The organism is Psychrobacter sp. G (assembly GCF_000418305.1).
Lineage (GTDB): Bacteria > Pseudomonadota > Gammaproteobacteria > Pseudomonadales > Moraxellaceae > Psychrobacter > Psychrobacter cryohalolentis.
In genome coordinates this window covers 837,305-857,352 of the sequence record NC_021661.1, presented here as the reverse complement: position 1 = coordinate 857,352, position 20,048 = coordinate 837,305, and the positions used below count along the sequence as shown (strand labels likewise).

At 37.5% G+C, this 20,048-nt stretch carries 16 protein-coding genes; 6 read left to right on the top strand and 10 right to left on the bottom strand.

Going from position 1 to position 20,048, the window contains the following annotated elements; genetic code table 11:
• Window positions 1–19: 19 nt before the first annotated feature.
• The 5 genes from PSYCG_RS03680 to PSYCG_RS03660 all read right to left on the bottom strand — a co-directional run bounded on the left by PSYCG_RS03680 (window position 20) and on the right by PSYCG_RS03660 (window position 7,813).
• Entirely contained in the window at window positions 20–667 is a 648-nt protein-coding gene (locus PSYCG_RS03680) for a hypothetical protein (RefSeq protein WP_020442995.1), read from the bottom strand.
• Between the two features lies 1 nt (window position 668).
• Complete coding sequence (locus tag PSYCG_RS03675) at window positions 669–3,749, bottom strand: tyrosine-type recombinase/integrase (protein ID WP_020442994.1); 3,081 nt, start codon at window positions 3,747–3,749, stop codon at window positions 669–671.
• 2 nt (window positions 3,750–3,751) lie between these two features.
• Window positions 3,752–6,301 carry a hypothetical protein gene (locus PSYCG_RS03670; protein ID WP_020442993.1) on the bottom strand — a complete coding sequence of 850 codons (2,550 nt, stop codon included), beginning with the start codon at window positions 6,299–6,301 and terminating at the stop codon, window positions 3,752–3,754.
• A 118-nt stretch (window positions 6,302–6,419) separates the two neighbouring features.
• Window positions 6,420–7,595, bottom strand: a complete 1,176-nt coding sequence (locus PSYCG_RS03665; RefSeq protein ID WP_020442992.1) for a site-specific integrase — start codon at window positions 7,593–7,595, stop codon at window positions 6,420–6,422.
• Window positions 7,596–7,597: 2 nt separating this feature from the next.
• The gene (locus PSYCG_RS03660; RefSeq protein WP_020442991.1) at window positions 7,598–7,813 is read right to left on the bottom strand and encodes a hypothetical protein; all 216 of its coding nucleotides are present in this window, start codon (window positions 7,811–7,813) and stop codon (window positions 7,598–7,600) included.
• A gap of 136 nt (window positions 7,814–7,949) precedes the next feature.
• On the opposite strand from PSYCG_RS03660, the gene PSYCG_RS03655 reads away from it, so the two are divergent.
• Window positions 7,950–8,159: a helix-turn-helix domain-containing protein gene (locus PSYCG_RS03655; RefSeq protein WP_020442990.1), complete on the top strand. Its 210-nt coding sequence runs from the start codon at window positions 7,950–7,952 to the stop codon at window positions 8,157–8,159.
• A 227-nt stretch (window positions 8,160–8,386) separates the two neighbouring features.
• On the top strand, window positions 8,387–8,665 hold the full coding sequence (locus PSYCG_RS03650) for a hypothetical protein (protein ID WP_020442989.1): 279 nt from the start codon (window positions 8,387–8,389) through the stop codon (window positions 8,663–8,665).
• A gap of 490 nt (window positions 8,666–9,155) precedes the next feature.
• Here the strand turns inward: PSYCG_RS03650 and PSYCG_RS03640 are convergent, their stop codons facing one another.
• Both PSYCG_RS03640 and PSYCG_RS03635 read right to left on the bottom strand, forming a co-directional pair.
• A complete protein-coding gene (locus PSYCG_RS03640) occupies window positions 9,156–11,837 on the bottom strand; it encodes a DEAD/DEAH box helicase (RefSeq protein WP_020442987.1) in 2,682 nt (893 codons plus the stop codon).
• Window positions 11,838–11,840: 3 nt separating this feature from the next.
• A complete protein-coding gene (locus PSYCG_RS03635; protein WP_020442986.1) occupies window positions 11,841–13,379 on the bottom strand; it encodes a site-specific DNA-methyltransferase in 1,539 nt (512 codons plus the stop codon).
• A gap of 301 nt (window positions 13,380–13,680) precedes the next feature.
• Here PSYCG_RS03635 and PSYCG_RS03630 point away from each other — a divergent pair, with 301 nt between their 5' ends.
• Window positions 13,681–14,388, top strand: coding sequence for a nucleotidyltransferase (locus tag PSYCG_RS03630; RefSeq protein WP_020442985.1), 708 nt, complete (start codon window positions 13,681–13,683; stop codon window positions 14,386–14,388).
• On the opposite strand, the gene PSYCG_RS03625 is transcribed toward PSYCG_RS03630, so the two are convergent.
• A protein-coding gene (locus PSYCG_RS03625; protein ID WP_144061748.1) for an IS3 family transposase occupies window positions 14,332–15,497 on the bottom strand; the annotation gives its coding sequence in 2 pieces (ribosomal slippage) (window positions 14,332–15,239 and window positions 15,239–15,497; 1,167 coding nt in all). The genes PSYCG_RS03630 and PSYCG_RS03625 overlap by 57 nt on opposite strands.
• Window positions 15,498–15,536: 39 nt before the next feature.
• Here PSYCG_RS03625 and PSYCG_RS03615 point away from each other — a divergent pair.
• The 3 genes from PSYCG_RS03615 to PSYCG_RS03605 are packed head-to-tail and all read left to right on the top strand — an operon-like array spanning window position 15,537 to window position 19,102.
• Complete coding sequence (locus PSYCG_RS03615) at window positions 15,537–16,979, top strand: ThiF family adenylyltransferase (RefSeq protein ID WP_020442982.1); 1,443 nt, start codon at window positions 15,537–15,539, stop codon at window positions 16,977–16,979.
• Window positions 16,964–17,476, top strand: a complete 513-nt coding sequence (locus tag PSYCG_RS03610; protein WP_020442981.1) for a Mov34/MPN/PAD-1 family protein — start codon at window positions 16,964–16,966, stop codon at window positions 17,474–17,476. Before PSYCG_RS03615 ends, PSYCG_RS03610 begins: the two co-directional genes overlap by 16 nt.
• Window positions 17,477–17,479: 3 nt before the next feature.
• Window positions 17,480–19,102, top strand: a complete 1,623-nt coding sequence (locus PSYCG_RS03605; protein ID WP_020442980.1) for an SAVED domain-containing protein — start codon at window positions 17,480–17,482, stop codon at window positions 19,100–19,102.
• Window positions 19,103–19,194: 92 nt separating this feature from the next.
• On the opposite strand, the gene PSYCG_RS13400 is transcribed toward PSYCG_RS03605, so the two are convergent.
• Entirely contained in the window at window positions 19,195–19,371 is a 177-nt protein-coding gene (locus PSYCG_RS13400) for a hypothetical protein (protein ID WP_020442979.1), read from the bottom strand.
• 270 nt (window positions 19,372–19,641) lie between these two features.
• Window positions 19,642–20,031 (bottom strand): transposase, encoded by a 390-nt coding sequence (locus tag PSYCG_RS13520; RefSeq protein ID WP_020442977.1) that lies wholly within the window; start codon window positions 20,029–20,031, stop codon window positions 19,642–19,644.
• Window positions 20,032–20,048: the final 17 nt, after the last annotated feature.

The window sequence follows — 20,048 nt, the reverse complement described above, 5'->3', positions numbered from 1 at the left end:
TAATACATCTGGCAGTAATTCAGGAATCCTTTGCTTGGTATGTGAAACCTTTAAGTTTGTTATGATTATTCACAGTACCTCGAGTCTTATCGATAAGCATTGAAAAATCTTTCTGACTAAGATAGTTTATTGGCGATTCATCTTCATTACCAAATATTTCGTTCCAAATAGCGCTACTATATTTGCCTTTAGCCTGTGATAACTCTCTAATTTCTGAATACATGACACCTGGTTTTGAAAGTGAAAGAATAGAAATCGCCCTAATATAATCCATATATATAAAGTCTATTACGTCTTGGTCAAACTTATCTTGAATTCTTTTTTTTACTCTGTTTATCTGTTCATCAGTTTTATTCTTTGTATCATGACCTTGAGATGTTGTATAACTTAGAATCACAGTATTTTCATTAGAAATGTCATTTAGATCAAATATAGGAGAAAAACAGCCCCCGATGATTTCGTATAAACCGTCTTTAAATATGACAGAAATATTATGAATAGGTATGTCAACTCTGCAGCCAAAATAGTTAGGTACGTTTTTGAGATAGGTACTCTTATCACTACTAATATAGGCTTTGATCAGTACTTGATGAAGCCTACTGGCTAAAGGATGGAGTTTTACGATTGAGTTGCTATTTAAACTAATCGTTTTAGCAGATAGTTTCATATTACGCTACTTCCTTATTAATTCTGTCACCCATCATAATGAATACATAGTGACAAAATATTTGTATTGTCCTCACATTCCACTGCTTTATAGGTATAACAGAGTTTGCCCTATTTTGAATTCTTGTAACTTCAGTCTGACTAGCGAGTGAGAGCTCTACTCGGATCTGCCTTCGATTTTGGCAAAAATTCTCTTCTTGCTCATTATCCATATTTATTCTCTGTGAAATAGGTATATCTTTTAAAGCGTCGTTCCAATTATTCTGATCTTTTTCGGCAGCTTGTGCATAGTTGTAGTAGCTCAGTCGAATATCTTTTTTATAGACTAGTTTACGAATAACTTGAAGGTAGTTATAGAGGTCTACTGCGCAGTTAAATATAATAAAATTTTTATTATATTGAGAGTGAGTAAGTGTATGATATATAAATTGATGGATATGTTTTTTGTCCTCACTCTCTAAGTAAAGGCTACGAAATTTTTCCGTCATTTGCATCATGATTTTTCTATCATCATCATATCTGTCCTTAACAGGTAATAAGCCTCCTTTATCATTGATATCAAATAACCTAGGGTTACCTTTCCTAGTTTGAAAATCTGGCTCGTCTCTTAGTCGCTTTGCATTATGATGCCATGTTTCAACAGTTTCTTGACTGACATCATAGATATGCATGAGGTTCTCATAATCACCTTTCTGAGTATAAGCTTCAAGAATTTGATGTACTTCATCGAAAGAATATTTCTTAACTTTTACAATTTTTTCATCAAACTCATCATTAAGTATTTTACTGTGCATAGGTTCCGGAAAATAAGGCAGTTTAAGCTTATCAATGAGATATTCATTTATGCTTAAATGCATATTTTCAGTTTCAAATTTTTGTCTTCTCGGTATTTTTAGTATCTGATTGTGCTTCATAGATATCTTAAAATTGGTCTGCCATAATAATAATCCCACCTGAATGTCCGTAAAATGTACATATGATGAAAATGTTGTACTAGGGGTAGCGTGCCCTGCTATTCCTGCCAAAGCATATATTTTCTTGTATGCAAGATTGGTTTCAAAATGATTGACGATGCTAGCAGCTTGAGCTGATTCGTAGGGTAACAAGCCTTTTAAAAACGTTGCACTTGGATGGCCATTAAATTGATAGTCTTTATCGTATAAAAATGACATTAACTGAAAATTAGTTAGACAACTATGACGTAGATGATGTGTAGTAAGATAGCTTAAGCCGGTAACCTCTTTTATAAGATGAGTAAGCATTTTTGATATTGTTTGAGCGTTGTAAGACATCCCATCTTGGCTGGCTATAAGCGTTTGACCTTTATCGCCTGAACGTTTGATGTAAACACGCTTAATTAACTTAATATCAGACTCTGTTAACAGTTGTGCAAGTAATACACGACGTAAAGCAGAGAGGCTTTTATTGTTTCCAAATTTATTATTTCTAATCTCTAGATAATTCTGAGTTTCGGCTACATCACGCAATCTTATTTTAACTATTTCACCAATTCTCAGCCCGCACCGATGTCCTAATATTAACGCTAAGCTCAAAGCCTGTTTTTCATCTACATTTGTAGTAAGGCTATTAATCTTATCAAGTATAGCTTGGAACATCTGCTCTGATATATAACCAACTTTATGATGGGGTTTATCGCTTGTAATCAATGGAGCTATAGGTTTTGTATGGTAGTGTTTAACCATGTATTGGTGTATTTCATTAATTAATGTAGCGACTGAATTCTTTGCTTTCGTGGTCTTACTGAGTTCAATCATCTCACTGTATAGCGTTATAAAATCTTCTTCTTGATAACTTCCTAGAGTGGTGTTTTGAGTAAGTGCTAGCCAGCGACTAGTGATGGTATTACTATAGGTTTGAACACTGCTTACTTTACAGGTACGTGCTTTTAATAATAGCCAGCCAACTATTGCCTTTTCTTGTAAAGAGCTTTGACCACTTTTTAATCGATTATAAATTTCATCTAGCTCTTCGATTACTTTCTTTTCAGATAATTTAGCATTGTTGTCTTTAATATCTTTTCTAAGTAACTTCGCTATCTCTACTACTAAGCGAGGACTGCCTTCTAAATGACTATCACTGTCCATGTTAGTCAAATTGCTATTAAATTCTTCTTGTTTCTGATTTTCATTATGTTGAATGTTATAAATCAGAGACTGCCAATTGGATGTTGCCAAGCTATAGGTGTTTTCTTTACCCGTTATAATGTACCAAGTATGTTCAGGGAGATCGAAGAGGAAGTGATTTTCTAGCACATAGACTGCACCCATCAAAAAACGTTTCAAACCAAGTTCTATATTATTCCCCTGATTTGCTTGTATCAGTTGTATGCTTTGATACCGTTTGTATATTGTGAGATTTCTATCACGATCGATAACGGTATTTTTCTGCTCTTTGTTATAAGACTGGATAATATGAGCTGATAGTGGAGAAATAAAAACCTGTGCTTGATGAACCGCTTCTGACGCTTTATAAGTATTTGTATGATAAGCCTTGTCCTTGACGATCACAGTGATGGTTGGCAAACCTGAAATTTGTTCAATTTTTAAACGTTTCCCAATTACTTGATCCAATATCTCCTGTAGTACAGGAGCCTTTAGGATTGCACTGTGAAAGATTAGAGTGAATAAGATATCACTTACAGTTATATCAACAGTTTTTTTAGTTTCTAAACCTTTAGCCCAGTTTAAATAAAAATCTAGCACGCGCTTGCCGTCATTGAACCATTCTTGTGTACGAAAAGATTTGGCACGAAATGATTGAATGATAAGTTTAGGAAAACCTATATCAATATTTTCATCTTCTATTCGACTTTGACAGTATTTTACGGCGTGATTATATGAGCTAGAATATTTTTTAACATCTTTAAAATATTTATTAGTGGATAAATTAGTATCAAACTTTAGCCACATCAAGTCAAACGATCGCTGTTTATCTTCAGAAGCTGCAATTTTTGTCAGGTCGATGTGTTTGTCTATTAGTTCGCAAGCTAACGAAAAGCGCTTTTCTTCTAGTTTATCTCGTTTTTCTTCTCGTATCTTAATACCAGATTTTTGACGTGCCATCTTTAGCGCTCCAATTGAATGACTGTAAAGCCAATACCTTTGACAAGCTCATCTAGTGTATTTGCAAACTCTCTAAGTTCAGATCGTTTCAAACCGCTAAAAGGGTCGTAAAAGCTGAATCCTAGTTCATCAGAATGTCCCATCCAAGCACTAATAACGTCATATCCAATGGGTCTTTCACTGAAGTCTGAGTTGTATGAATATTTGCCGATGTGTATATTTTTTAGCGAGCGTATAAAATGTCGATGCCAATTAAGAGGTAGCGATATATATTGTGACATACGCTCTTTTATGAATACTTTGTTTAACTTCAACTGAATAACTGTATTAGTTATCTCATCTAATTTTAGATAATTTATCAGTCCAATACGGCTATCTAAAATATCCATGTATATTTGACCAATATTAATTCCTAATTTATTAAAGAGAATGCCATTAGTTTTAATAAATTTTTCATACTCATTGATTTGCTGACATACGGTGTGTGGTAGATAGATTAATCTGCCAATAGTGTCATCTTGCATTTCCTTATCGCTAATAAAGTAGACTCCAGTTCTGGTATCTATATCTGACAATCTACCAAATGGCTCAGTAACAGGTCTATAACCACTTGCAATAGACATCAAAACATATAGATAGTCCATAAAGCTGTTATGAAGACAAACCAATGAACTCAAGCTACTTAATTTTAAACCTGCAGTGGCGGCTTCCACTTTTTGTCTTAGTTTAACCACAATCTCTTCTAGTCTAAATTCATTAACAGCTAATGCACTCCCTATAGTCTTATCCCAATAATCTGTTAATGTTTCATCGGGTAGCTCGAAAAGCATATATAGTTTAGTTTGATTTGGCTCATACTTATTTTCAAGTAGCGCTATCAAGTGATCCATATAGTCCCGTTGGCATCGAAATAAATCATATTGACTGACATTATAATAAGGTAGTGCTGAGAGGTGATGAACAGCACAGTTAGTCAATACTTCTATAAGCGCTTTATCTATATTGGTTTGAGCTAAATAGTGAGGCAAATAGTTTTTAACCTTATTTATACTCAGTCTTATTCCAAACTCCTTATTGAGTTTACGGAGATCCTCTTTTGCTTCTTCATGAATAGAGTCTTTTATTTTATCATCAATACTTTCAACCATTTCAATGTGCATCGCACCTAACGGATACGGCATAAAAACATATAGCCTGTCTGGCTTATTCAATTTATTTGATTTATAGGCACATAACGATTTATCCCAGTCATCATCAATATGGCTACGTGCTGGACAAAACGTGAGTTGGTAGCGATAACCGTTAGATCCAAGCTTTAACTGTTCGGAAGTATATATGTCATGAATACCTGTCAGTAAGAGCATGTATAGATATAATGCGGATTGATCAGATATATTGAATTTAAACTTTCCCTCTTTATACTCATGCTCATATTCGTACTCTTTACCAATAGATAAAAAATCAAGTCTGCTTAGTTTGCTAGCTATATATTCGACCAATCTTTTTATTTCATCTTCATGTGCTGTATTAACATCAGTGACCTGATTCATAGCATTTTTTCGACGACTGTTTGATTGGCCCTCTGCTTTTACTAGATCTAAATAATAGTTGCTTGGGTTATCTATAGTTACTTGCTCAAAGGATTCTTGCTCATTATCTTGGCGTTCACCAGCTTCAAAAGCATCTGTATTGCTTGTAGATTCAAAGATATTTACTAGGTCACTAAACGTATTTCCTGTCGTATCGTCATAATATGAGGGACCACTAACAATCTGATAAGTAGTGCTGGTTATTCGAGTAATACCAGAAACATTTTTGAAGAAGTTTTCAATCGGTAGGATATACTCGTAAAGATATTGGGCTATACGCTCATTAATATCATTTCTAGCATCGCTAGAAGGACATAATGTGTTTTTATCCAGTAACTTGCTTCCATACCTTTTTATTTCCGACTCAAAGGTATCAGGGGAGTTATTAAGCCATCTGGTATAATTGTCGTTATTTTGAGCTTGGATAAGGTTATCCTGAACATCTTCCAAGCTATCCATTTCCGTTAAATCAGGTAAGAAAGGGATCAAAAACTCACGGGTTTTATTAGTTAAAAATCGGCATTCATCAAGTGTGGTTTCAATCCTACTATCATAGTCAGTCAGCTCAACCATTTTAAGACAGAGAAAAAAGTAGAGAGAACGAATGCTATTTATCTTTGGTGAGTCTGAGCGACTGACTAAAAAAGTAATGAGGTAGAGATTTTTGAGATACTTGTGACGTGTTTTTAAGTTTTTGAGGAAGTTTCTCTGGTCAATACCGCTTTCGTAGATATGGAGTTTCTCTGACCCAGTTAAAGTAGAATCTATCTTCTTTGTTTTTATCCATTCAGATAAAGCATGATACTCACTTTCCATCACTAGTCTAAATTGCTCAGGTAAGGTATGTTGTAGAAGTTCTAGCTCAATGAGTAATTTCGGAATTTCCTGTACATTACACCAAACAATAATATTTTCTTGTAACCAATCTTCGATTTTACAAGCTGCTTTAATCCCTGTATCCATTGCTACGCATCCTTTACAAGCTATTTCAATCACTGTAGCTGCATTTATACAAAGCATCCAGCTATAAAACAAAAAAAAGACACCTGTTTGGATGTCTTTTTGTTAAATACAGGCTTTTTCATACGTTTTGTAGTATTCCTCGTGCTATCAGTAGCTTATCTAAAGCACTTCCGTCTTGACGAGTTAGGTTGGGCACATATCGAGAATACACTGTGAACAGCATTTTTGTATTGCTATGACCCATTTGCGCAGCAATCCACTCAGGCGACTCACCAGCAGCAAGCCAAAACGTCGCGGCTGTATGTCTACTTTGGTAAGGATTTCGCTTATCAAGCTCTAAATATCGTAGTAACGGATACCAAACTCGCTTTGTCACATTACGATGATTTAAAGGAGTACCTGCTTTTGTACAGAACACGAACTCACTTTGATGTTTAGTTAGTTTCTGCTGACCAATTAACGCATCATAAACCAGTTGATTCATCTGAATGATACGATTCGAACCTGAGGTTTTAGTTTCGCCTATGACACCATTAACAACTGCCTGATCAATGATGATTTGTCGGCGCTCAAAATCTATATTCTTCCAAGGCAAGCCATCAATCTCACCTGTACGCATACCTGTAAAAAATCGTACGATATAGTAAGGCTTATAATCTGCTCTCACGTTATTGATAATCAGCATGACCTCTTCTAGAGTAAAAGGACTGACATTACTTTTAGGCTCATTGAGTGGTTTTATATTCTTCCAAGGGCTGTCAAAATCAAAACGCTCAGACGCTTCGGTCAGCACCATACGTAATGGCGTCATGATATGATTAATGCGAGACGCTGATAAAGTTCGTCCGTTATTACCATCTTTGACTAACTTGCCTCGAAAATTCATGATTTTGGCTTTGCTAATGGTATTTAGCGGTACATTACCAAAATGAGGAATTAGGTAAATTCTAAATATATCTTCCACATTACTTATTTGAGAGTCCCGCCATTCCGGCTTTTTCTCCTCTAGCCAAACTTTGCTAAAACTATCAAAGCCTGAGCTTGAGTCCTTATGACTATTCGTTGACCTCATCAGCTCTAAGCTTTGAAACTGCTCAAGCTTTTTACTTTGCGGAAAATAGTTTTCATATCGAAAACTACCTAATTGAATGTCTGCCTCCATTTTGCTAACGAAATTTTCTAGACGCTTTCGATTGGGCTTAGTGTCTGCCAGTAAGGTTTGCTCTCTACAACGTTGACCTATGTATCGGAAATCTACATACAAGTTGCCATTACGGCTATTGATACTCGCCATGATTACGCTCCCGCTGCAAATGGAATGGTATCGTCGTAGCCTGTCAGCATCAGCTCTTCAATCTTTTGCCATATAAAAAGGATTTTTCTACCTCCAAATGGTTTGATGTAATGAACGCCCTCAATGAATACCGCATCCTTAAGCTGGTTGCGTATGGTCTTGCTGTCATATTTAATACGTTGTGACAGCTCTTCGGTTGTTAAATAGGTATAACTCATAGTAAAATCCTTACTAAAGATTAAAGTGTTATTATCTGATAGCTTTATGACCTGCTATAGAACATAATTTACACTAAAAATAATCTTTTGCAAGACATTTTTATCTATAGTAGATTATTTTAATATGGAGGAGGTTATGGTGAAGTGCAATTTATCTAGAATTATGGGTGAGAAAAGACTAAAGATTGCTGATGTATCTAGAGATACTGATGTCAATAGAGGCACAATCACACGCATGTATAACGAAGAAGCCACAAGAGTGGATCTAGAAGTTGTCGAGAAGCTATGTTTATATTTGGATATTGAAGTGGGCGACCTTTATGAGATAGTTAAGGAAGAACAATAAACCTCTCTTCTTTTAGAATCCAAGATAACGCTGCGCTTATCAGTTATTACACCAAATAATATGCAGCAAACTATAGTTTCTCAAATAGCTTGAACGTTCTATTAAGTAATAAAAAGTTCTATAGAAGGTTATTTTAAGTTGCAATAGCTCAAAATGTATGTATAATTTCAACTGTAGGAAGTCATTACAACCAACAGAAAGAAATATTAATCTATAGGAGATTATACATGAACGCATTTATCAAACCGCCGCATGCTTCAATTTGGTTAAGCGCCGAAGCGATATCGCTATCTACCAAGCTTATGGTAAATCTGCAGATACAACAGGGTTCACAGTTAGCAAAGATGCTAGGCGTCAATCCGATATTTTATAATGATGAGGCGATTAGAATATGGGTGCAACGAGAGCTAAATGAAGAGTTAGGACTGAATCGTTATACCTTAATGAATCTTGAGACCAAATTTTTGGCCATTATGAATCATTACGAGATTTCTTATTCGTTGTGATTAACGTTAATTATTTGGTTTGGAGATAACCATGAGCTTAAAACTTATTTTTAGCGCTAATGCAGATCAGTCCGACATACAACTATGTGAAGACTATTGGGCATACGGCCATGATGGGCGGTATGTAGAGCATATAGAAATACTCTGCAAACAATACCATATCGATTATCATATTTTATTTGGTGTGTTAGCGGAGTGTCAGGCTTACTTGGATGATGTGCACTGTGAGTACTGTGGACGGCCGTATCAACTTGATGTACCAGCGGATATACCTTATATCAGAAAACAATCATCTTGGTTTTGCGAATCATGTATCAGTTTTTCTGGCGGACAGCTTACGGTTGGTAGGTAGTAATTTAATTATACTCAAAAGCCAGATAGTTCGACTATCTGGCTTTTTGTTTTTATATCGTTTATTAAAATAAGACTTAATAATATCAAAGATATTTACAGACTAAGCATAATACGAAGCACAGAGATTGCCTTTAGTTTAATTAATCAAATTAAGTATCTGCTGTCGCACGTCTTGACCTTTATCGTCTTTTTTAACCGCCATTAAGAATAAGCATTGACCCTGGCTATGACTTGCCCAAAGTTCGCCTACTATGCGTTTCTCTGCTGAATCGTCATTGGTTTCGTAAGGCTTGCCTTTATACTCCACTACCAAAATACGACCGTCCTGCAATTCAACGATAAAATCAGGATAAAAGTTGGTATGTGCCAGTGGCAAGCTAAACGATGCTTCTCCTCGTCTAACTAGATTTCTCACCCAATGCTTCACTTGAGGTAGTAGATCAATAGTCTGAGCACAATCAAACTCTTCACCTGCAGATTTCATGTCTTCGATTTGCGGATAATAATGTTTGTCAAATGCATAACTACCTGAATAGTAAGGTGGTCGCGTTGGATAATTATCTGCTTTAAATTCGTAACTAAAATCGTAAGTCGTAAGCACGTCAGCATCATTTGCGAATAAGGTTTGCTGATATCCTTTAGTCATTGCTTGCTGTCTATATGCAGATACCAGCTCCTGTATAGAACGAGAAAGTGGATACTTATTACGTATGAGAGTAGTGAGTGTCAGTGACGGTATTTGCAATAATTGGTTGATTACCTGAGTTAAGAAACTCGTCATCTCACGCTGGGTGACATCACTTTGACGGCATTCATGGTCTAGCCAGCCTATAAGTTCATCTTGGGTCACTTCGGTATTAGCCAGGTTTAGATTTAAAGTTTGTGACTCATGAGCAAGGTTGTATTTAACTTTTTTGCCTTCTACATCGACTAGAAAGCTTGTCGTCTCTTCAGTGGGCTGGTAGTCGAGCTTAGCTGGATAATCTAATAGATTCCAACCTGATATATCTAAGAATACTTCTTTCTCAACCAGTTCAAGCTCACCCTGAACCATGACACATAATCTTGGTAGCGGAGCAAATTTCACTCCGTTCTCTGCTGGTGACAAAGCGGCATGTACACTGAGGTTATGCCTATCAACTGAAGTCTCAATCTCTTTTTTATCTTCAACGGCCACTTTAGTAATGGCTTTTTTCAACGGCTCTGAGACTTTACCCGTAACCGTAACTACTTGGCGACCATCTACCTCAGATATTTTAATGTTACTGCGTTCTTCTTCTGATAACTTGGTAGTATCTATCGTATCCTGCACCTCAACCATCAGAGAAGGTGGTGTCAACTTAGGTTTCGAGTTTACAGCGTCATCTTTATCTACCTGACCAAATAAATCACCTTGATTGGCATCTTGCTGTCGAAGGAACGTGGCTACCTCCAACTCCTCGAAACCCATTGAGATAAGTTTATCTGTTAGCTCCTTTGCTGCCTGTGCCAAACTTGTGGTGGCCAAATGGGCATAAGCTCTATTTAAGTCTTCTATCACGCGGCGTTTTGCATAAGGCATCCGCAATACTCGCCCCAATAACTGCTCCGCATCTTTGCTAGAAGACACCTGTTTGACTGAACAGAATACGTAGGCAAATGAGCAATCCCAGCCTTCTTTTAAAGCTTCTATAGTAATGATGTACTCGATAGGACAGTTAGGATCAAAAAGATCAATGCCATCTAGCTCTCGCTGTGTCCCTGTGGCTACCGCAATTTTATCCTCAGTAATGCCATGATCTTCAATTAGACACTTTTTGAGTACCTCAACCGTTACCTTGCCGTTCTTATTCTCTGCCTGCAGTAGGACGATAGGACGTATATAGTCGATATCTTTTTGTGCTTTAAGCGCTAATCTAGCACGGGTCAATACAGCATCACGTACCGCTTCTTCCCAACCATTAATATGCTCGGTCAAAATGATAGGTAGCTTGATCATTTCTTCAGCTTTTAGTTGCGCCGCTGAGACATGATATAAAATATTGCTACCATTGGTCGTTGAGGTATTAGGAGTAGCGGTAAATTCGATAATAGCCGCAGGGTGCACGCGCTTTAGGGTATCAAAGGTTAATGAGGTTCTAGCATTATGAGCTTCATCGACGATTACTAAAGGGTTGTAAAGCGCTAGTAGGTTGGCAAAAGAGTATTTTATCTTGCCTATATCATTGACGGTCAAACCGTTTTCAGAAACGTCATCTTCACTGACAGTCTCTAGCTTGTCATAAAAAGGATGCTGACGACTTAGTTTGGCAAAATGCGGTTCAAAGTCTTCATGATACTGATAGACCTTGCGATCAGACGTCTTAGCTACTCGCAAATTGGCGATCGTAGAGACGACTATAATTGTTCTGTTGCCAATATCTTGCGCACGGATTTGATTGACATCAGCAATATCGTAGACACTGACTTGATTGGCAAATGCGCGGTTTAAATGATCGGTATAGTCTGGATTGCTCTTGAGCGCCGAAACGGTCTGCTGCTGAATGGTAGTAGTCGGTACTAGCCATAATACAATGGGAAAATCTTGCGATAGATAATGAGTCGCAGCTGTAGATACCGCATAAGCGCCTAGCACAGTCTTGCCGCCCCCTGTCGGAATACGAATACAGACATAAGGCGTGTCATCAAAAGAGTAAGCACGATAAGGAGTTTCTACAAAATTGTTATCTTGTAGTGTCTGCTCAAAAGCTGTGTCAATGTCACCATCCATACGGCAACGCTGAAAAAAACTCGTAAGTGTGTCAAGTGCGCCTTGCTGATAGCTCTTTAGTTCAAACATCGCTTATCTTCCTTTCACATCGTATGGTATTTGCTTAAATATAATATTTTCACTCTTGAGACGGGCTTCTCCCATTCGGCTCGTCTCACCATAGATGACTTTTTTACCTTTTTCTGGATCTTCAGGATGTGGTGGTAATATTGACAGCACTTTCGATGTGAGTACGTTACCACCGTCAGGACGTTTATCACCTAAAATACCGTTGTAAAGTAGGTAGTAAGCCACGCCATTGTGGACGCCAAGTAGCGGGGACTTAGCCGACTGCTGTAGTGCTTGCCTAGTATCGCCATACCAAATGTGCGAAGCAAGTGCATCAAAGCTGATACCCTCTCTTAAAGAGCCATTTTCATTAAATATGACTTCACCTAAGTAGTAGAATTTGAAGCCACTACCACCTGTCCAGTTGACGTCTTCAGAAATACCACCTTGCTCACCATCAACTACTTTTTTTAGTCTTGGTTGAGCATGAGTGACTGCATGTTCTCCAAGCTCAATACCAATAAATTTACGTTTCATTTTCATTGATACGGCAGCAGTTGTTCCAGAGCCTAGAAATGAATCAAGCACTAAATCGCCTTCATTTGATGCGATCTGAATTATTTGACCTATAAGCTCTTCTGGTTTAGGGGTATCAAAAACCTTATCTGAAAGAATGCTATTCAAGTGCTTTTTCGCACTATCATTCGTACCTACATCATTAGCTTTCCACAGTGTCTCTGGAGTTACCCCTTTGCTTTTAGATTCACAAAGAAACTTCTTTATTCTAGGCACATTATTACCAGTGTTACCAAACCATATTCTATTATCTGCAATCTCCTCCTGCATTCTTTGCTTTGAGTAACGCCAACAGTTACCCTTCGCTGGTCCTAAAACCCTTCCAGAAGGTAAAGTGATATCATAGAACTGACTTGCAGTTCCATGACCTGCTTGCGCTAGAGCAGATATGGATTGCCAAGGTCCTCTTTCATCATTATCAGGATTTTTATACCTTTTTCTAATCTCTTCCGTTATAGATAAAGGGTTTCTAATAGACTCAAAACGCGATTTATTTTTGGAATAAACTAAGATATGGTCATGATTAAAAGAAAAGACTCTTCTATTTTCTCTAGTTTTTCTTTTTTCCCAAACCATAGAGGCAATAAAGTTACCCCTTCCGAAAATCTCATCTAAAATTATTTTACAATAATGCATTTCATTATCATCAAGTGTAATCCAGATTGAACCATCTTCCGATAGTATCTGATGCAATAGCTCTAAGCGTGGATACATCATCGATAGCCATTTGCTGTGTTCTAAATTATCGTCATAGTGTTCAAAGGCACTTTTGGTATTGTAAGGTGGGTCAATAAAGATGCACTTTACCTTTCCTGAATGCGTAGGAATGAGTGCTTTTAATGCATCGAGGTTATCGCCTTGGATGAGCATATTGTCAGTATCTGACTCGCCATACGATAATTCTGGCACTAGTTCCACCAAACGATACGGACAGTTACGCGCTGTAGTCAACGCTTGCTCTTTATTCAACCAGTTCAATATAGGCATATCGCCTCACTTCCTTCTTTATTTTCAGCAGTAAATGGCTAGCATGTTCAGTGCTTAATATTCTGAGTGGTAATTTATCATATAACCCGATTGCTCTCACCAGATATCGACCTGTAATACGATATCTTAGGCGTTTGCTCTGGCAGAGCCACTTTAAGCTATTGTTGGATGTTTTTCATAGTTAATTACATTGTTTGCGACACACATTGTCGCATCATATAGCTACTACCTATCAATTGATATCGGAAGTTGATATATTCTATGAGAATTAAAACCTAACAATTATTGAGAGGTAACATACATGGCAGATTTACAGACACAGTTTTTAGCATTTCATGCTGAAATTAAACTAGGTACTTATGAAGGTAAACACGCGAATGGTGTATTACGTGAAAAACGTGACTTGATAATTAATCAGCTTAAAGCAAGTTTAAAAGCTAAAGAAGAGGAAGGCTATCCTCAATTTGTCAAACGCTTTAACCAAGGAAGCTACGCTTTAAATACGGGAATAAAACCTATCAGAACTGGCGACTACGATATTGATGTTGGCGTACTTCTTGACTGCCATAAAGAGGAATATAAACCTGTTGAGCTAAAAGAGTTGGTCGCCGAATGTATTCAATATACTAATCGTGATGTGAATGTGAGCCGCTCATGTGTGACAGTGACCTATATGAAGGATGGCGAACCAGATTATCATGTTGATTTACCAATATATGCTAAATCCAACAATGAATATGATGATACATACTATTTAGCTAAAGGAAAAAAAGGTCTAACTGAAGACAAGCGATTTTGGCAGGAGTCTGATCCTGAGGGTATGACGTCACTAATAAATGATTTATATAAAGATAATGATATCTATGAAGATAACGGTTCTGACCAACGTAAACAGTTTCGTAGATGTGACCCCTGCCGTCAAATCCGTACAGTTAAACTTGGGAGATTTGAATCAAGCAGCTTGACGATAATAGTCAAACCACACCTGTCTTGGCGACTTATAGCCTAAACTCTTTTGAATCCTCGTTTGGTTGTAGTACAGCTCAATATAGCCAATGATATCGCTGATGGCTACAAACCTTGTTTTATAGTCTTGGTGATACACTAGCTCATTCTTTAATGTGCCCCAGAAGCTTTCTATGGGTGCGTTGTCGAAACAATTGCCTTTACCACTCATTGAGCCTTTGAAATTATGCTGCTTGATGATTTTGTGATAGGCATGACTACAATACTGGCTGCCTCTGTCAGAGTGCACAATCAGTCCTTGGCTTGGACGTTTATTTTTGATTGCCATATTGAGTGCATGACATACTAAATCTGCGGTCATTCGCTTATTAATAGCATACCCGACCAGCTCTTTGGTGTATAAATCTTTGACTCCAGCTAAATACAACCAACCCTCATTGGTCCAAATATAAGTAATATCACTGACCCACGATTCATTAGGATGCTTAGCATTAAATTTTTGATCTAGCACGTTTGGATAAACGAGCTTGTTATGATCGGAGTCAGTAGTGACTTTAAAGCGTTTGTGACGACGGCATTTGATATCATGTTCTTCTTTAATGCTTCTGACCATATATAGGCTAATATCGTGCCCTTGCTCTATCAGCTTTGCGTGCAGTCGATCAGCACCATAACGTGCTTTTGTTTCACTATGTGCCGCTCTGACAAGTAGCTCAGACTGGTTACGGTGTATCTGTTGCTCACTGATATCACGACTCAGCCAGTCATAGTAGCTAGAATGCTTAACCTTTAGTACACGACACATAGTAGTGATACTAAAGAAGAGATCGTTGTTTTTGATAAAGGCGTACTTCACTAACTGTGCTTGGCAAAGTACGCCGTCGCCTTTTTTAATATCTCTCGTTCCTCTTCGGCTACTTTAAGCTGTCGTTTGAGCTGCTTTATTTCCTGAAGAGCCGTCATAAGATCAGGATCATATTGTTCTGTGCCGATAAGCTTGCCTTGATTGGCTTTATTATGCCAATTAGATAAGGTCTGCATGGCGATGCCAAGCTGCTTTGCGGTCGCTGTGATATTGCCATTATTGTCTGCTATCTTCTTGACGGCCTCGGCTTTAAATTCGTCACTGTAGCTTCTTATTTTCTTGGTCATGATAAACTCCGATTAATACGCTTAGTTTACCAAGTTTAGGTGTACGGTTTCTTCAGCATAGCTCAGTTTGATAGCGATGACTTATTTGGTCTTTTTAAGTATGCTGTAGACACTGCTATAGACATTCTTACGAACTCCCTTAAGTCATATCAAGCTGGTAACAGGATTGCTTTATACGAAGAAATTGATGGTTATAACCAGACAATCGTATCAGATGCACCTACTATTGTTGCGATACACAATCCAAATCGGTCTAACATTTTATATGCGTGGTGTATTAATTGTACGAGACAACGTAATACACCTCAGTTTTATCACATTAAATATTTAGTAGATGGCGCTAGCCAACATCCACCTAGCTTTAGCCCCTATACTGCTATAAAGGTAACTAAGATATCCTTGCCTCGTATCGAGGATTTTGTTATTCCTGATCTTTTTACATCCTTTGATGAAAACTGGTGGAAGCAACAAATATCAAAATTCAATGAAAATCAGTTGGATAACTTACAGAAGAAAAGTAATTTTAAAATTATTCTCTTAGAGATACCCACACCCAAAATGCATACATACTTAGTCATTTCCTACTATCAGGATATGACCTCAAATAGATATCGTAATTTTAAGGTTCAAACCTTACAGCGTGGCTGGCGCGAGTACTTATTGAATCGTACTGGTATTGAGTCTCAATCTTCTAATAAAAAAACAGTCGTAATAGCTGGTTGTGGTTCAGTTGGATCAAGAGTTGCAGAGATACTGGCGGAGTCAAATATCGATAAGCTAATACTTGTTGATTATGATGATATGAAAACTGACAACGTTATGCGGCATTACCTTGGAATACAAGATGTAAATCAGTCTAAGGTTAGTGCCCTTAAAAATCGCCTGCAGAAAAACATACCTGAATTAGAAGTGGTAGCCTATAAAACTAACATCTTAAACTGGCTTAATAGCCAGAATGACGAACACTTATCTGAAATCCACTCCATAGTATTAGCTACTGGCCATCCTCCAACAGAACTGGAAGTTTGTCGCCGCTTATACACTCATGAAACTAGTGTCCACGTAGTATCTGGTTGGTTAGAGGCTTACGGATTGGGTGGTCATATTCTAGGATTCAGAAGTAACGAGGACGCCTGTTTGAAATGTCTTTACTATGATGACGATGGCAATTCTTCAAATTATATAAAGACCAGTTTGTTTAGTAATCCTTCAGGCATAGTTTTATCAAAAAACATCACTGGATGTGCTGGAGCGTTCACAGCATATGGTTCAGTCCATGCTATGAAAACAGCAGTAATAATGGCTGAGTATGTTATTGAGAATAAAACTGGATTGCAATCATGGTGTGCGACTAACAAGTTACCGATTGACTATAACTTGAAGGCTACTAAACACCATGCATTGACTCTACAAAATGGTGGCTATTATTCACAACCATTAAATGCTATCAAAGTTGCAGGTTGCTCATGTTGCAGTACCTAAATAACAGCATCGTATGGAAAGAAAATGATAAAGCATACGATGGCGCAATAGCAGAGTCTGTCATAGCCACATGGTTCGACTTTAGACAATCACAAGCCAAATCTAAGGAAGCAGGCGGTATATTATTAGGTAGCTATTATCCAGACAGTCATACAATAGTAGTAGACGACTTAACGACGCCAATGTTCAGAGATAGACGTACTCGAACCACTTTCTTTCGTTCCACATCTCATGATAAAGCTCTTAAGAAATATTGGAAAGAAACTAAGGGTTATGGTGGTCTTCTAGGGCTATGGCATACACACCCTGAGCCAAAACCTAATCCATCTAATACCGACTTAAATGATTTAGCTAGTCAATTTACTAGCTCTAAATACCTATCAGAACGCATTTTGTATGTCATCGTTGGTACTAGTCATATTGGCTTTTGGATTGCCTACTCTCAAAACTCTAAAATTTTTTTAGGCTATTTACCTTTTTATGATAAGGACAATTAAATAATGACTAAAGATTATCTATCTGTGGGAACTCAGACCTCGCATGATCAAGCCCTAAACAAGACTATATTTACCGATCTTGACTCGGCCAAACAATATCTCGACCATCTTAAAAGTACAGGAATACAATGGGATCATGTTGGCTTCCTTTCCGACGCAAGCTATCATAATTTAATAACATTACTGTTTAATGACGGTGAGTTAATTGATGTTTTTAGATTTTCTCTTCAGCGTGACGATAATGAAAATTTGGTTTCATACATAAGTGATAGCTATGTAATAAACACAAGGTTAAGAGTTTCCGAAAAGGAAGAGTTTGGTTTAGAAGATTTTCAGACATTAGAAAGTTTTAAGGAGCTATGGGATGAAATTAGAATTAGCTCTAATAAGCTCAACGCCAAAGAAACTACTAAGTTATTCAAACGATGGAGTTTAGGTCGAGAGAAAGTTACAGGAAGAGGAAACAAATTCAGTCAATCTACTAAACGCATTGTTATGGAAGAGAGTCATGGTAGGTGCATGTTTTCTGGCTGTGGTTCAAGATTAGATTTTGATTCATTATCAGGACATAGAGGTAACTTCGGTTATATGGCTCATAACATTGCAGCTTCTGAGAGTGGACCTAGAGGAATAATATACTTATCAAAAAATCTGGCTGACGAGCCAAGTAATGTTCTATTGTTGTGTGATATTCACCACAGGTTAATAGATCGAATAGCCAGTTTAGATTATCCCGCATCTAAATTACAGGACATGAGAACTATCCATGTTCAGCTATGCAACAGTCTGCTCAACGCATTGAGTTATACCCCTGTTCCAATATATTTCATTCCGTGGAGCATAAATGGACAAAGTATAGAAATGCCAAACCCTATATCAATTTCGAAATCATTGAGCGTAGTCAATTGTAGAGCTAAACACGATTTAACTCCTCTGGAATGGGGTGTAAGTGATTCAATGCAGAATTCTTATGAGTTTCATAGAAGAAGTTCTGAGCATATAGAAAACTGTGTTAACCAAATAAAAGCCTGGACTAAAGGTAGTAGCGCAGCTGTATTTGCTTTAGGACCAAGCTTTGCTTTAATAGGCTTTGGCGCGAAGTTTGGTAATAAGTCGAAATTAATGCCAATGCTGCGTTACAGAGATGCTAGTAGTTGGATGTGGCCTGGAGTGCAGCCTAGAGAAGATGCATTTATTATTGACGAACCAGATATTGACTCAGAGCACTCAGAAGTTATTGTTAGCATTAAATTAACTTTTCCCGCTGCGATGATTGATTCAACAATCGACCATCTGAATCAACAAGCTCAAAACAAGCTCCCAGTAATAAACATATATCCTCCTGGAAGTTATGGATACGGTAATGGTGCCATAGCACATCCACTTGAAGGTGAAAAACTAGCTAGTAGGCTTAAGGATATTTTTACCAATTTGAACCAAATACATGGTATAGAAAAAGTGCATTTACTAGTCTGTGCTTCGAATGCAGCGTGTGTGTATATTGGTCAAGCTGTAGATAGATTTCAGCCTGAATTTACAGTCTATGACTATGGAACCGACATGATGGAGCCTAAGCTCAGAATATACAATGATGGGAATACTACGGTCGTTGAATGTGTGCCATAGAGTGGTATGCGTATATTTGATCTAATATAACCTGAAGGCAAGAGTACTTCCCTATAGCTATCAGGTTATATTAAAAGATTATACTAATGAAGTTAATTCACTTTATCACTACTCGCTAAAGTTAAACTCCTGTCTACAACATCCATCGCATCATCAGCTTTAAAGTGCTGACAGATTTTTTCATAGCTCACACCTTGACCATTTCTACGATTCCTATATACCGTATTAATAATGTCATCTTTTGAATCTTCAGTAGCGTTATTTAGCATATGAGTGACCAGTTCATCCTCATTAAGCTCGCAGGCTAGTAAGAATGAAGTGTATCCGTCGATGCCACTCCAATCATATCTAGCGCTAGGATTTGCACCTCAATCAATTATTAGCTTTACTATTTTGCGCATTTCTCTCAAATCAAATATAGTCAATCCACAATAAAACTGGAACAGCCCATATCATGGAACAGTCTAGGTAGATTATTCTCCACCCTTGGCGTAAAAACTTAGTTTGTGCCCACTTATTTTCCCACTCGAGCACAGCTCTCATCTTGCGCTCGGGCAAAGCAGTGCTTTATTTTCTCCTCGCTCAGGGTTTAAATCAGGGCTGTACGGTGGTAGCCACAAAATACGATGACCATGCCTGTTAAGTAGCTTTTGAACGCGTTTATGTTTATGAAATCGAGCATTATCCATAACAATCACGCATTTTCTTTTAAGGCTTGGCATTAATGTGTGTTTGCACCAGTGATAGAATATGGTGCTATTAATGTTCTGCTCAAAGTAATCTAGGGCAAACAGCATCTTTTCATAGAGAGCACCGATGACGTTGGTTCGCTTTTTTGCTTGCCAGTTGTAGCTGTCGATACAGGGTTTTCCTATCGGTGCATAGCCGTAAGGTCTTATACTTTCAGCCTCAAAGCCGCTCTCATCCATATAAACAATGGGATAGC

Excerpts from the sequence above, each read along its gene's own strand:
- PSYCG_RS03640 (WP_020442987.1), bottom strand. The coding sequence starts at position 11,837 with ATGTTTGAACTAAAGAGCTATCAGCAAGGCGCACTTGACACACTTACG.
- PSYCG_RS13520 (WP_020442977.1), bottom strand. The coding sequence starts at position 20,031 with ATGGATGAGAGCGGCTTTGAGGCTGAAAGTATAAGACCTTACGGCTAT.
- PSYCG_RS03670 (WP_020442993.1), bottom strand. The coding sequence starts at position 6,301 with ATGGATACAGGGATTAAAGCAGCTTGTAAAATCGAAGATTGGTTACAA.
- PSYCG_RS03665 (WP_020442992.1), bottom strand. The coding sequence starts at position 7,595 with ATGGCGAGTATCAATAGCCGTAATGGCAACTTGTATGTAGATTTCCGA.
- PSYCG_RS03655 (WP_020442990.1), top strand. The coding sequence starts at position 7,950 with ATGGTGAAGTGCAATTTATCTAGAATTATGGGTGAGAAAAGACTAAAG.
- PSYCG_RS03605 (WP_020442980.1), top strand. The coding sequence starts at position 17,480 with ATGACTAAAGATTATCTATCTGTGGGAACTCAGACCTCGCATGATCAA.
- PSYCG_RS03680 (WP_020442995.1), bottom strand. The coding sequence starts at position 667 with ATGAAACTATCTGCTAAAACGATTAGTTTAAATAGCAACTCAATCGTA.
- PSYCG_RS03675 (WP_020442994.1), bottom strand. The coding sequence starts at position 3,749 with ATGGCACGTCAAAAATCTGGTATTAAGATACGAGAAGAAAAACGAGAT.
- PSYCG_RS03650 (WP_020442989.1), top strand. The coding sequence starts at position 8,387 with ATGAACGCATTTATCAAACCGCCGCATGCTTCAATTTGGTTAAGCGCC.
- PSYCG_RS13400 (WP_020442979.1), bottom strand. The coding sequence starts at position 19,371 with ATGCTAAATAACGCTACTGAAGATTCAAAAGATGACATTATTAATACG.
- PSYCG_RS03610 (WP_020442981.1), top strand. The coding sequence starts at position 16,964 with ATGTTGCAGTACCTAAATAACAGCATCGTATGGAAAGAAAATGATAAA.
- PSYCG_RS03630 (WP_020442985.1), top strand. The coding sequence starts at position 13,681 with ATGGCAGATTTACAGACACAGTTTTTAGCATTTCATGCTGAAATTAAA.
- PSYCG_RS03635 (WP_020442986.1), bottom strand. The coding sequence starts at position 13,379 with ATGCCTATATTGAACTGGTTGAATAAAGAGCAAGCGTTGACTACAGCG.
- PSYCG_RS03660 (WP_020442991.1), bottom strand. The coding sequence starts at position 7,813 with ATGAGTTATACCTATTTAACAACCGAAGAGCTGTCACAACGTATTAAA.